15 protein-coding genes are annotated in these 11,690 nt (G+C 52.5%); 10 read left to right on the top strand and 5 right to left on the bottom strand.

Annotated features, from left to right (window positions below; translation table 11 throughout):
* Window positions 1-28: 28 nt before the first annotated feature.
* Complete coding sequence (locus tag KNP82_RS10135; RefSeq protein WP_214827802.1) at window positions 29-331, bottom strand: AzlD domain-containing protein; 303 nt, start codon at window positions 329-331, stop codon at window positions 29-31.
* Window positions 328-1,056 (bottom strand): AzlC family ABC transporter permease, encoded by a 729-nt coding sequence (locus tag KNP82_RS10130; protein WP_021067964.1) that lies wholly within the window; start codon window positions 1,054-1,056, stop codon window positions 328-330. Before KNP82_RS10130 ends, KNP82_RS10135 begins: the two co-directional genes overlap by 4 nt.
* Before the next feature lie 111 nt (window positions 1,057-1,167).
* Between KNP82_RS10130 and KNP82_RS10125 the strand changes: the two genes are divergently transcribed.
* Entirely contained in the window at window positions 1,168-1,869 is a 702-nt protein-coding gene (locus tag KNP82_RS10125; protein ID WP_058765318.1) for a CBS domain-containing protein, read from the top strand.
* Here KNP82_RS10125 and KNP82_RS10120 read toward each other — a convergent pair.
* Window positions 1,852-2,187 (bottom strand): antibiotic biosynthesis monooxygenase, encoded by a 336-nt coding sequence (locus KNP82_RS10120; protein ID WP_029596360.1) that lies wholly within the window; start codon window positions 2,185-2,187, stop codon window positions 1,852-1,854. The genes KNP82_RS10125 and KNP82_RS10120 overlap by 18 nt on opposite strands.
* Before the next feature lie 383 nt (window positions 2,188-2,570).
* Here KNP82_RS10120 and KNP82_RS10115 point away from each other — a divergent pair, with 383 nt between their 5' ends.
* Window positions 2,571-2,789: a hypothetical protein gene (locus tag KNP82_RS10115; protein ID WP_021067968.1), complete on the top strand. Its 219-nt coding sequence runs from the start codon at window positions 2,571-2,573 to the stop codon at window positions 2,787-2,789.
* Window positions 2,790-2,850: 61 nt separating this feature from the next.
* A complete protein-coding gene (locus tag KNP82_RS10110; RefSeq protein ID WP_029596358.1) occupies window positions 2,851-3,321 on the top strand; it encodes a hypothetical protein in 471 nt (156 codons plus the stop codon).
* A gap of 19 nt (window positions 3,322-3,340) precedes the next feature.
* Here KNP82_RS10110 and KNP82_RS10105 read toward each other — a convergent pair whose 3' ends face one another.
* Window positions 3,341-4,447 (bottom strand): glycerol dehydrogenase, encoded by a 1,107-nt coding sequence (locus tag KNP82_RS10105; protein ID WP_214715230.1) that lies wholly within the window; start codon window positions 4,445-4,447, stop codon window positions 3,341-3,343.
* A gap of 371 nt (window positions 4,448-4,818) precedes the next feature.
* Here KNP82_RS10105 and KNP82_RS10100 point away from each other — a divergent pair, with 371 nt between their 5' ends.
* The 5 genes from KNP82_RS10100 (at window position 4,819) to KNP82_RS10080 (ending at window position 8,605) form a co-directional block, all read left to right on the top strand.
* Entirely contained in the window at window positions 4,819-5,478 is a 660-nt protein-coding gene (locus KNP82_RS10100) for a type 1 glutamine amidotransferase domain-containing protein (RefSeq protein ID WP_021067971.1), read from the top strand.
* Window positions 5,479-5,591: 113 nt separating this feature from the next.
* Entirely contained in the window at window positions 5,592-6,017 is a 426-nt protein-coding gene (locus KNP82_RS10095; protein ID WP_214827799.1) for a DMT family transporter, read from the top strand.
* Window positions 6,018-6,028: 11 nt separating this feature from the next.
* Complete coding sequence (locus KNP82_RS10090) at window positions 6,029-6,700, top strand: Crp/Fnr family transcriptional regulator (protein WP_021067973.1); 672 nt, start codon at window positions 6,029-6,031, stop codon at window positions 6,698-6,700.
* 11 nt (window positions 6,701-6,711) lie between these two features.
* A complete protein-coding gene (locus KNP82_RS10085; RefSeq protein ID WP_029596355.1) occupies window positions 6,712-7,188 on the top strand; it encodes a DMT family transporter in 477 nt (158 codons plus the stop codon).
* A gap of 91 nt (window positions 7,189-7,279) precedes the next feature.
* Window positions 7,280-8,605 (top strand): hemolysin family protein, encoded by a 1,326-nt coding sequence (locus KNP82_RS10080; RefSeq protein ID WP_029596354.1) that lies wholly within the window; start codon window positions 7,280-7,282, stop codon window positions 8,603-8,605.
* Between the two features lie 10 nt (window positions 8,606-8,615).
* Here KNP82_RS10080 and KNP82_RS10075 read toward each other — a convergent pair whose 3' ends face one another.
* A complete protein-coding gene (locus KNP82_RS10075) occupies window positions 8,616-9,800 on the bottom strand; it encodes a M20 metallopeptidase family protein (RefSeq protein WP_214827791.1) in 1,185 nt (394 codons plus the stop codon).
* A gap of 174 nt (window positions 9,801-9,974) precedes the next feature.
* Between KNP82_RS10075 and KNP82_RS10070 the strand changes: the two genes are divergently transcribed.
* A complete protein-coding gene (locus KNP82_RS10070; protein WP_021067978.1) occupies window positions 9,975-10,523 on the top strand; it encodes a LemA family protein in 549 nt (182 codons plus the stop codon).
* A gap of 21 nt (window positions 10,524-10,544) precedes the next feature.
* Window positions 10,545-11,426 (top strand): zinc metalloprotease HtpX, encoded by an 882-nt coding sequence (gene htpX, locus KNP82_RS10065; RefSeq protein ID WP_353049062.1) that lies wholly within the window; start codon window positions 10,545-10,547, stop codon window positions 11,424-11,426.
* Window positions 11,427-11,690: the final 264 nt, after the last annotated feature.

The following is an 11,690-nucleotide window of genomic DNA, read 5'->3' as shown; positions in this document are numbered from 1 at the left end:
GTCCGCCCGATTTGGGCGGACTTGTTTGTTAGAGGAGCGCATCAACGAGATACACCCCGGCGATGCCGCCGATGACGACGAGCATCAAGTTGGCCCGGAGTAATGCGAGCGCTGCGGCGACGCCCCCACCCGCTAAAGCGGACGTGAGACTGTTCGTCGCCTGTAAGATGCCCGGAAAAATCAGGCTGGCGAGCACCGCATAAGGCGTGAACAGTAAAAATCGCTTCAAGAACGGCGGCAACTTGATGTCCCGGAGCCAAAGCAGCGGAACGAGCCGCGGGATGTATGTGACGAACGCCATGGCCAGGACGAGCAAAAACAGACTGATCATGCCTCATCCTCCTTGTATACCAAAGCGCCGATGCCGGCTGCGACCATCGTGGCCAAGATGATGCTCAAACCGGACGACAGCGGGATGAATGGAGAGACGCCGAAGTAGAGAATGGCTTGAGTCAAGACGGCGATTGCAGCCACGACGATGACCGGTTTGCGGGTAAGGGATGGGACGAGTAGGCCGATGAACATGGCGTACAAGGCGATGCCCATACTCGTTTGGACAGAGGCGGGCAAGCCAAAGGCGAGAAAGACGCCAATCCATGTTCCGACGTTCCAAGCCAAGAAGGCGATTAGGTTTAGCCCGAGCACAAAGTGGCCGCGCGTCGACTCGTCACGCGTCGAGGCGACACTGAACGTCTCATCGGTCACGCCGAACGCGATGGCGGCCAGAAATCGATTCGAGGTCGTCTCGAGACGCTGGGACAACGACGCCGACATGAGGAAGTGCCGTAAGTTCAGGATGAACGTCGTCAAGATAATCTCCCAATACATCGAACCGGCCATAATCAACTGGACACCGATGAACTGACTGGCGCCGGCAAAAATGAATAATGACATGGCGAGCGTGATGACGTTTGGCATATCGAATGATTTCGCAAGCAGACCGAAGGCGATGGCAATCGGGATGTAGCCGACGGCGACGGGAATGCCGGCACGCATGCCGGAACGGAAGGCGTCCTTGTTCGGGATCGGTGTCATTTGCGAGACCGGAGTTGCCATGAGAACCCCTCCATTTCATAGATGATTAGTTGTGGATTCGAGATTGGGTCACGCTTTCCTGCTCGAACTTAAAAAAATAGGGTATATATAGGCGACAAGGAGCGTGAATATATGAGTCGAGCTGAAGAGTTTATCGCATCGTATCATCGGATTGAAGATTATTTAAGTCGAGAGATGGGGGACGGCCAGCATTTCAGTTTCAGCAACATGGTCAACCGTCTTGCCAAACATAATCCGATTATTGATCGATATAAAGAAGATTTACATCAAATGAGTCAGTTGCGGAACGCCATCGTCCACGAACGACGGGAGCCGGACTTCATCATCGCTGAACCACATGACTCCATCGTCAATTTGATTCTCGAAGTGGAGAAAGAACTCCTCCATCCGCGTCAAGTCATCCCGCTGTTCCGTAAAATCGTGACGACGTTCAACGCCGATGACTCGCTGGTCGCCGTGCTCGGTGAGATTCGAGACAAGAATTATTCGCAGTTCCCCGTCTATAACCAAGACGGGTCGTGGCGAGGGTTGTTGACGAAAAAAGGAGTGACCAGTTGGCTCGCCGAAACGGTCGACGGGCCACATGTGTCACTCGAAGGCGTTCAAGTCAAGGACGTACTCCATCACGACCCGCACCTGCGACGGTACCGGTTTATCGCGCAAGAGACGTCGGTCATCGAGGCGCACCATCATTTTATCAGTATGAAGGACGGCGTCCGTCTCGATGCCTTGCTCATTACCGAGACGGGACAAGAAAATGAGCCGTTACTCGGGATTATCAGACCACAAGATATTTTATACGTCATCGGTTGAGGCGCCGTGCTCGATGGCGACCTCATATTGGGTGACCGTGTTTCCGAGGACGATGGGCTTCACTTCAGAAGTGCCATCGTCCCGTTTTTTGTGGGCATGTTTATACGCACCGCTATCGCGCCAATTCTCAAAGCTCGCCGCGTCGCGCCACGTCGTCATGATGACGACCTGATCCTTCGTCTCATCCGATGTATCCGTCAACACTTGCATCCGGACGAATCCATCCATCGACTCGATGCCTTTCGTCGTTTGGAAACGAGCGGTGACCGCCTCAACTTTCCCTTTTTCAACGTCTAGTTTGTTCATGACAATCCACATGCACATGTCCTCCTCTGCGATATCGTACGCGTTCATTATACATGGAACACGATCGATGCCTCGCTCGAGATGCTCGCATCAACGTGTGGCCCACCACTCCTCGAACGTCCAATTTTGTTGTTTCATCGTCGTCGCTTCTTTCACACCGACGTACCGGAGATGCCATGGTTCGTTAGTATGCCAGCACCTCCTTTTTGTGTCCACTCATCCTTTCCTTTTTTCAAATGATGAAAAGATAACGAATCAGGGAATAAGACATAAATCATCTCCGTCTCTTGACCTGAAGTGTGTACTGCCTGAGCCCGATGTGCCGGTAGCTCAAAAACGATACACTTATCGTATAGGGAAGAGATAGATCGACGCAGCGAAGGGAGTGGGCATATATGGAACTCATTTTTGGTTTACCATTGTTACTACTTGTCCTATTCTTTGCCTTTTTGTATTTCAACATCAAAGGGCTATCGAGTATGTGGAAAGATTACAATCGGACGAAATCGATGATTCCTCTCGGATTTTTCATCATCGGGATTATCGGGATCTTCACTGGCGTCTGGACGTGGCTCGTCATCTTGATTTACTATGCCGTCCGTCCGAAAGCTTGACCGGACACCATGTGCGAAAGTGCATGGTGTTTTTTTGCTATACTGAGGACGAGGTGTTGTCATGGATAAATTGCTTAAGGCGTGGTTCATCATCACGCTCATTACATTTGTGCTTTTTAAGCTAGGTGAGACGATGACCGCCGCATATACGGAATCGGCGGGCGAGGGGAATCCATACGTGCTCGTCTTGCTGGTCGGTTGGCCGTTCATCCTGTTGTTCATTTGGATTACGATTCGGCTCGCGCAGCGCACCGTCGCATCGGTAAACCGTTTGGCGCGAATCGGTCTCTTGGTGGGGAGTCTCGTCATGGCGGGAGTCGGTTTCTATATTAACGCCGAGCAGGCCGCTTCGCTCCGCGCTGGCATCCGTGCTTCTGAGAACGCGGCCTATGCGTCAGGATGGAATCAGTTCACGAACATCATTTATGCGAACCAATTGACGTTTTTCGTCCTGACGGTCAGTTGTATGGCACTTGGAGTGGCGTTTTCCTTCGTCACCCGCAAACAAACAAACGAGGAACGGCTCAACTAGCCGTTCCTCGTTTGTTTGTTTAGCGGAGTTTACTTTGATACAGGCGGGCGTAGCGGTCGGCCGCGATGATGGCATCGGCGACTTGTTCTGGGGTGACATCGAATCCGCTATGAATCGTCTCGCCTTCTGCGGTCGCGGCTTGGCCGACTTTTAAGATGTCCTCGCGGGAAGCATCTTTCAATTTCACGTCTTCAAGCGTGACCGGTAACTCGAGCGCCATATACAAGGCGACATAGCGGTCGAACTCTGCCTGCGTCCGGCCTTCGAGTGCGAGTTGGACGAGTGTGCCGAAGGCGACTTTTTCGCCGTGCGTCAAATGGTGAATGTCGCCATGCAGGGCCGTGAATCCGTTATGGATGGCGTGCGCAGCGGCTAATCCACCACTCTCGAACCCGAGACCGCTCAAGAGCGTGTTCGCTTCGACGACGGACTCGAGTGCCGGCGTGACGACTTTGGCTTTTACGGATTCGTAAGCTAGAATCCCGTAATCGAACAGCACTTCTTCACAGCGTTTGGCAATTGCCTCCGCGGCAATGGTCGGGACACCGCCCGCCATCGTTTTTCCGCCAAAAGCAAGGACACTTCGAACCTCGACCCATGTCGCGAGCGCGTCGGCAATTCCTGAGGCGAGGAACCGAGCCGGGGCTTCAGCAATCAGTTTCGTGTCGACGAGAACCAAATCTGGATTCTTTTTATAGAACCGATACGTCTCAAAGTTTCCTTCATCCGTATAGATGACAGAGAGGGCACTCGTCGGCGCATCCGTCGAAGCGATGGTCGGCACGATCACGATGCGGGCGTCCAGTTCGTCAGCGACGGCTTTGGCCGTATCGAGCGTTTTCCCGCCGCCCATCCCGATGACGACTGCGGTATGGCTCTCTGCGGCCGCTTTGGCAATCCGTTCAATCTCGTGACGGGAGGCCTCACCGACGAAATCGGCCTTCTCAGCGTTGACGCCGCTCGCTTTAAGGGAATCGGTCACCCGCTCCCCGATCAAGCGCCAGACGATGTCATCGGCGATGAGCAACGCTTGTGACCCGAAGTGACCGACATGGTCCCCGATTCGATCGATTGTATTCTTGCCTTGCACGTACTTGGCTGGACTGATAAATACGCGTTCTGACATATTCAACATCCTTTCTGAAGTAGCAATCACGACAGGACAACAGTAGATTTGTTCCCGATTCAACCCTAGCTTCAAACAGCCATCCTTGTGACAGCTCGGTGAATCCGAACCGAACTTCTTTCACAGCCCACTCATCATCACGAGTAATACAATTAAGACGGCGACGGCAAGAAATCCCCAATCGAGTACGTATCTCATCACAATCGTTCCTTTCTGCCAGCATGTAATGAGTATAGACGGTCGGCAAGCAAAAGCCATTTCCAAAATCGGACCAGGTCAAAAAAAGACCGACGTCGCAGATCCAGAGGTTTGAATGGAACCAGAGCGGGAACAAGTCTTTCGTATGCTTAATTTAGAAGGAGGAATTTTCAATGTCTAAACATGTACTGATTGTCACGACGTCTGCCGATCAATTAGAGAACGGTCACGCGACAGGGCTTTGGCTCGAGGAATTCGCTGCACCGTATCTTCAATTCGAGAAGCAAGGCTATAAAGTCACGGTGGCGAGCATCGAAGGCGGAGACGTGCCAATCGATGCGAACAGCTTAGAGGGCGAATTACCGCAAGAGGTGTTGGATACGCAACATCTATTGAAAGATACAGCCCGACTTGATCAAGTGGCGGATGACACGTATGACGCGGTCTTCCTTCCGGGTGGGCATGGGACGGTCGTCGACTTCCCGAACAGTGAGACGTTACAGCGTGTCATCCGTGACACGTATGAAGGTGGAAACGTCGTCGCGGCCGTCTGTCATGGCCCAATCGGTCTCGTCAACGTCAAGTTGAGCAACGGAGAGCCGCTCGTCAAAGACAAGCGCGTGACAGGATTCACGGACGCAGAAGAGCGCGAGATGCAACTCGACTCAGCGGTGCCGTTCCTGCTTGAATCGGCGATGCGCGAGCGTGGCGGGAAGTTCGATAACGCCGACAACTGGGCCGTCAACGTAGCCGTGGACGAGCGCCTTGTCACGGGTCAGAACCCGCAGTCGTCAGAACAAGTCGGCGCCGAAATCGTTAAGTTGCTTGGATAATCGTGAAGACAGCTTGGGAGTCATTCCTAAGCTGTCTTTTTTTCGGACATATGTCCTTTTCAAAGCGCTCCATCTCACGTACAGTCAGACGAGGAGATAGGAGGGGAACTTGTTTGGGAATTTTATTTGCCGTGCTCTCGGGCACCTTCATCGCGTTGCAAGGTATTTTTAACGCTAAGCTCGGTTACGCGGTCGGCGCCTGGTTGTCGGTCACAGTCGTCCATCTCGTCGGTCTCGTGCTCGCACTCCTCATTTATGCGTTCAAACGGGATGCAGATTTGACGGCGTTTCGGCGCGAGCCTTGGTATTACAGCCTCGGCGGTTTGTTCGGAGTCTTCGTCGTCTTCGGGGAATTGACAGCCATTCAACAGCTCGGTGTCACATGGGCCATTTGCGTTTTGCTCGTCGCCCAATTGATTGGAGCGTTCTTGATTGATGTGAACGGATGGTTCGGGGTGAAACAGAAACCCGTCAATCAAGGTCAGCTTTTGGGGCTCGCTTTAATGATCATCGGGATTGGGATTTACACGTTCACGTAAGGAGGAGCCAGATGAGAGTAGAAACAGCGTTAGCACGGCTCGGGTGGGCCCATCTGTTTTCAGGACAAACGTTAGAGGCGTCGACAATCATGACCTATCCGTCCGGGGCGATGCTCTGCACGAATGGTAACCCGATTGAGTCACTCTTCGTCGTGTTGTCGGGACGTGTCAAAATCTATACGTTAAGTGAGGAAGGCAAGTTGCGCTTACTGCGTTTAAAGATGGCCCCGACGTTGATTGGAGATATCGAATATGCGAGTGGACGCAACGTGCTCCACACGGTCGAGACAGTCGGCCCGGTGACGTGTTTGCGCATCCCGTTCGATGTGTTGCGCACACATAACCGGACAATCGAATTTACGGAGCACCTTCTCCGTGGCGTGTCTGAGAAGTTGTTTATCGAGGCGAACGCCTCATCGAACCATCTCATGTCGACGCTCGAAGAACGGTTGGCGGGTTATCTCGTCTCGCTCAGCGAGTCAGGGAATGAGTTGTTCCAAGATGAGATGAGCCAGTTGAAGCGAAAAGAAGTCGCGGAATGGCTCGGGACGAGCTATCGCCATTTGAACCGGACGTTACAGGCGTTCGCGGATGAGGGACTCGTCGAGAAAACACGGACGCAAGTGACGATTTTAGATGCGACTCGATTAAAAGAACGTGCCAATGGCATGTTGTACGAATAAGGAGGAAATTCATGATAGTAGGAATCATCTGTTCGGCAGTGGCCGGCGCATTCATAAGTGTCCAAGCGGCGGTCAATGCAAAAATGAACGTCTATTTAGGCGCCTGGGCGACGACGGTGCTCGTCTTTATCGTCGGGTTGCTCGGTTCGCTCGTTCCACTTGTTCTATTTGGCGGTAATCTGCAAGGGCTGTTTGACATCTCGCCGATTTATGCGCTCGGCGGTCTGCTCGGTGTCGGTGTCGTCTTCTGTGTGATGCGAAGCATTCAATTGCTCGGGCCGACTTTATCGGTGTCGATTATCCTCGTCTCTCAATTGATTTGGGCACTCGGTGTCGACTTGTCCGGAGCGTTCGGAATGCCACGGTTGTCATTGTCCCCAGGTCAGGTCATCGGACTGATGGTGCTACTTCTCGGTGTCATCGTCTTCAAGCAGTCACAAGCAACGGCTCTTCAGCAAGAAAGTTCAAACGAAGCGACTTCACGTTGAAGTGGCTTCTTTTTGAGCAAAACGGGTACAGGTGGATAACGAATCTCTGATAGGATAGAGAGGGAAGCAGTACGAAATATACGTAGAGGTGATGAAAACGGTGGATTCTTCCATAGTAATCGATTTACTGATTGTTTTATTCTTGATTGTGTTGAACGGGATTTTCGCGATGACGGAGATCGCGCTCATCTCGTCTAAACCGGCCAAACTTGAAGTCGAGGCGAACCGCGGTAAGCGCAGTGCCGAAATCGCACTCAAGTATTCAAAAGATCCGACCGACCTGTTATCGACGGTCCAAGTCGGAATCACGTTAATCGGGATCATTAACGGGGCCTACGGGGGTGCGCGTTTCTCGGCACCGCTCGGCGAATTGTTCGCACAGCTCGGAATGAGTGCCCAATACGCACCGACCGTCGGTTACGTCGTCGTGGTCACGATTATCACATACTTGTCGCTCATCATCGGTGAACTCGTGCCGAAGCGGATTGCCCTCGTGTCACCAGAGAAAGTCACGATGGCCATCATTCCAGCGTTGGATGTATTCAGCAAAGTGATGCGACCGTTCATTTGGATTTTATCGAAATCGACGTTGTTCCTCTTTAAACTGCTCGGCTTGAAAGCAGAACAATCGAGTGGCGAGACGGAGCTCGAGATTAAACAGCTCTTATTCGAAGGGGCCCAACAAGGGGCGTTCGCTCACGAAGAAGTACAACAGGTCGAGCGCGTGTTTGCGTTCCATGACCAGTTGATTTATGAGTTGATGCAGCCGCGGACGACGCTCGAATGGGTCGACCTCGAAGATGATATGGACGATATCAAGAAATCGATTTATGAGAGTAAACACAATAAACTCCCGGTCGGTCGCGATACGCTCGATGAATTCGTGGGCTATATCGATGTCCGTGATATTTTGACGTTACCGACGCTTCGGGAGCCATCGCAAATCTTGAAACGAATCAAACAACCGCTCGTCGTGCCAAAACAGCGAGAAGCGAGCCAAGTGTTGCAGATGATGCAAAAGAATGGCGTCGAAATCGCCTTCGTGCTCGATGAGTATGGTGGGTTCCTTGGAATGGTCACGTTGTTCGATATTTTGGAAGAAATCGTCGGCGAAGTGATGATTGAAGAAGAAACACCGGAAGTCGTGCGCCGTGAAGACGGCTCATATTTGGCCGATGGATTGCTCGGCATCGAGGATTTGAAGCGGACGTTCGGGATTCGAGACAATCGCTTCGATGAAGGACGAAATTCCTATCATACGCTTGCCGGTCTCGTCATTTATTCGCTCGGTGACTTCCCGAAACGGGGAGATGTCGTCGAGGCGTACGGACTCCGGTTCGAAGTCGTCGATATGGACGGAAAACGTGTCGACCAAGTACTTGTGTCGATGCTATCTGATCAAACAGAAGAAGACTGACGCCGCGGCGTCAGTCTTCTTTTTTGTGCATGTTCCACGTCTCGAACGCCGCCTGCATGAGGATGCGGGCGGTATGCAGCATCGCCCGTTCATCCACATCGAACCGAGGGTGATGGTGGGGGAAGACGGCCCCGACTTCCGGATTGCCGGCCCCTGTGAAAAAGAAGCTACCGGGGACGTGTTGCATATAGTAGGCGAAATCTTCTCCGACCATGAGCGGTGCCATCTCGATGACGCCATCCGTCCCGACGACACGCGCGGCACTGCGACGCACATGGTCGGTCTCGGTCGCATGGTTGATGACAGCGGGATAGCCGCGAATGTAATCGAGCTCATAATGTGCCTCGCTCGCCGAACAGATGTGGGCGATGGTGCGCTCCATCTCGGTAATGATGCGCGTCTGTGTCTCCGGGGTGAACGTCCGTACCGTGCCGGACAGTTTCGCCTCGTCGGCGATGACGTTGAACGCTTGACCGGCGACGAACGTCCCGACGGTCAAGACGGCCGGTTCGAGCGGGTCGATGCGGCGGCTGATGACTTGTTGCAACTGGCTGACGATGTTCGTTCCGACTATGACGGCATCGACCGTATGTTGCGGAATGGCCCCATGCCCGCCTTTGCCTTTGACAGTCAGTTCGAACCGGTCCGCCGCCGCCATGATCGGTCCGGTCTTCACACCGATCGTGCCGAATGGAAGCGGCGTCCAAATATGAGAACCGTAAATGTAGTCGACCCCGTCAAGGCAGCCGTCTTCAATCATCGGTTTGGCCCCGCCCGGCGCGAGTTCTTCCGCGAATTGATGGATGAGGACGACGTCTCCTGGAAGTTCGATTTCCGTGAGTGCTTTCGCTAGGACGAGCAGCGTCGCCGTATGGGCATCGTGACCGCAGGCGTGCATCGAGCCGTTCACTTTCGAACGATACGGGACGTCTTTTAAATCTTGAATCGGTAACGCATCGAAGTCGGCCCGGAACGCGATGGTCGGACCGTCTCCGCCCCGAATCCGTCCGACGACACCGTTGCCGCCGACGTGTTCGCGCACGTCGAGCCCGAGTTCACGCAAATACGCCGCAATCGTCCGTGGCGTCTCCTGCTCTTCAAACGAGAGTTCGGGATGTTGGTGGAAATGACGTCGAAGCGTCACCATTTCGTCGTACAGTTCCGTCAATCGTGAATCGAGGTTAGTCACTAGCATAGCAAGCACTCCTGTCAGTTAATTGGTTTTATGGTTATCCAGTATGTAACCCCTCTCGTGAACGGGGTGACACATAATCATCACGAATCATTTACTATATTTTCCTAAGTTATGCTTATGGTATACGACGAGAGGGAATTAATACAGGAGAAAATCATGAAATGAGGTGTCGAAATGGGTTGGATTATCGCAATTGGGATTATCGTTGTCTTGGCGTTCGTCTATTTCTCGATGTACAACGGACTTGTCAAATATCGAAACTGGGTCGACGAGGCGTGGGCACAGATTGATGTACAGTTGAAACGGCGTTACGATTTGATTCCGAACTTGGTCGAAACGGTGAAGGGCTATGCCAAACACGAGCAAGAGACGCTTGCGAAAGTCGTCGAGCTCCGGAATCAGCTCGGGTCGAAGACGAGCCGTCAAGAACAGATGGAAGTGAACGATCAATTGAGCGGCGCGCTGAAAAACTTGTTCGCTCTCCGTGAGGCATATCCAGATTTGAAAGCGAATGAGAATTTTAAGATGCTCCAAGAAGAACTGACGCAGACCGAAAATAAAGTCGCCTACTCACGACAGTTGTATAACAATACGGTCATGAAATATAACACGAAAGTCGAATCGGTCCCGACGAACATCATCGCCTCCGTTCACAACTTCGAAAAACGCGACATGCTCGAAGCTCGTGAAGAAGAACGCGAAAACGTGCGAGTTTCATTTTAATGGATTGGAGTGGCGACGATGATTTTATATGAACAGATTCGGAAAAATAAAATCAAGACCGTGTTCATCGTGGCCGGATTCGTCCTTCTCGTCTTAGGCGTCGGGGTGGTCATCTCGTATTTGAATTATGGTGACCCGCTCCCAGGCCTCATCTTCACGCCGGTGTTCTCGCTGTTTTATATCGGGATCGTCATCATGTCGAGCACGAACATCGTCATGAAGATGAACCATGCCCAAGAGATCACGTCGGTCGATCAGCATCGGTTTCTCTGGCACACCGTCGAGAATATGGCGATGGTCGCGCGTGTCCCGATGCCGCGCATCTTCATCATCAACGATGCGTCACCGAACGCGTTCGCGACCGGCCTGAAACCAGAAAAGGCGGCTGTCGCCGTGACGACCGGACTGCTCGACCAGTTGACGCGCGAAGAAGTCGAAGGTGTCATCGCCCATGAAGTCGCCCATATCAAAAATTACGATGTACGACTGGCGACAGTGACGCTCGCCCTCGTCTCGGTCATCGCCATCATAAGCGATATCGGGTCGCGGATGCTCTTCTTCCGAAGTGTCGGCGGCCGCCGCGACAACAACCAAAACCCGATTTTTATGATCGTCGGGCTGGTGTTATTGATTCTTGCGCCGCTCATCGCCACGCTCGTCAACTTGGCCATCTCGCGAAATCGCGAGTTTTTGGCGGATGCGAGCGGGGCCGAGTTGACGCGTAATCCGGATGCGCTCGCGTCGGCGCTAGAGAAAATCGCGAATATCCAAACACCGGTGAAGGAAGCCTCTCGCGCCTCGGCGTCGCTCTACTTTTCAGACCCGCTTAAGAAAAAGCTGAGCGGTCTGTTCTCGACGCACCCGAACCCGGCTGAACGGATTGCCAGACTTCGCAGTATGTAGCCTATAACGAAGGTCCTCTTTTTAGAAGAGGGCTTTTTTGTACGTGAATAGGACCAACTCATTTCGCGAATTCAGTTTGTATCAATATTAAATGGGAATGATAGAAAAAAGAGGATGAAATGGAGGAGATTCCATGTTTGAATCGGCACTCGAGTTAGGCATTGTCCTATTTTTATTGATTTATTCCATCACGGTTTCGCTCATGTTGATGTCAGCTAAGAAGAAGAGCTGAGTGGAAGAGGGTACATGATTAAAACGGTCAAA

The sequence above is a fragment of the Exiguobacterium sp. s26 genome, assembly GCF_018618235.1.
Classification (GTDB): domain Bacteria; phylum Bacillota; class Bacilli; order Exiguobacteriales; family Exiguobacteriaceae; genus Exiguobacterium; species Exiguobacterium chiriqhucha.
The sequence above is the reverse complement of the archived record's forward strand: the minus strand, read 5'-3'. Positions and strand labels throughout refer to the sequence as shown.

Excerpts from the sequence above, each read along its gene's own strand:
- KNP82_RS10070 (WP_021067978.1), top strand. The coding sequence starts at position 9,975 with ATGGGTTGGATTATCGCAATTGGGATTATCGTTGTCTTGGCGTTCGTC.
- KNP82_RS10100 (WP_021067971.1), top strand. The coding sequence starts at position 4,819 with ATGTCTAAACATGTACTGATTGTCACGACGTCTGCCGATCAATTAGAG.
- KNP82_RS10120 (WP_029596360.1), bottom strand. The coding sequence starts at position 2,187 with ATGTGGATTGTCATGAACAAACTAGACGTTGAAAAAGGGAAAGTTGAG.
- KNP82_RS10130 (WP_021067964.1), bottom strand. The coding sequence starts at position 1,056 with ATGGCAACTCCGGTCTCGCAAATGACACCGATCCCGAACAAGGACGCC.
- KNP82_RS10135 (WP_214827802.1), bottom strand. The coding sequence starts at position 331 with ATGATCAGTCTGTTTTTGCTCGTCCTGGCCATGGCGTTCGTCACATAC.
- KNP82_RS10115 (WP_021067968.1), top strand. The coding sequence starts at position 2,571 with ATGGAACTCATTTTTGGTTTACCATTGTTACTACTTGTCCTATTCTTT.
- KNP82_RS10110 (WP_029596358.1), top strand. The coding sequence starts at position 2,851 with ATGGATAAATTGCTTAAGGCGTGGTTCATCATCACGCTCATTACATTT.
- KNP82_RS10085 (WP_029596355.1), top strand. The coding sequence starts at position 6,712 with ATGATAGTAGGAATCATCTGTTCGGCAGTGGCCGGCGCATTCATAAGT.
- KNP82_RS10105 (WP_214715230.1), bottom strand. The coding sequence starts at position 4,447 with ATGTCAGAACGCGTATTTATCAGTCCAGCCAAGTACGTGCAAGGCAAG.
- KNP82_RS10125 (WP_058765318.1), top strand. The coding sequence starts at position 1,168 with ATGAGTCGAGCTGAAGAGTTTATCGCATCGTATCATCGGATTGAAGAT.
- KNP82_RS10080 (WP_029596354.1), top strand. The coding sequence starts at position 7,280 with ATGAAAACGGTGGATTCTTCCATAGTAATCGATTTACTGATTGTTTTA.
- KNP82_RS10075 (WP_214827791.1), bottom strand. The coding sequence starts at position 9,800 with ATGCTAGTGACTAACCTCGATTCACGATTGACGGAACTGTACGACGAA.
- KNP82_RS10090 (WP_021067973.1), top strand. The coding sequence starts at position 6,029 with ATGAGAGTAGAAACAGCGTTAGCACGGCTCGGGTGGGCCCATCTGTTT.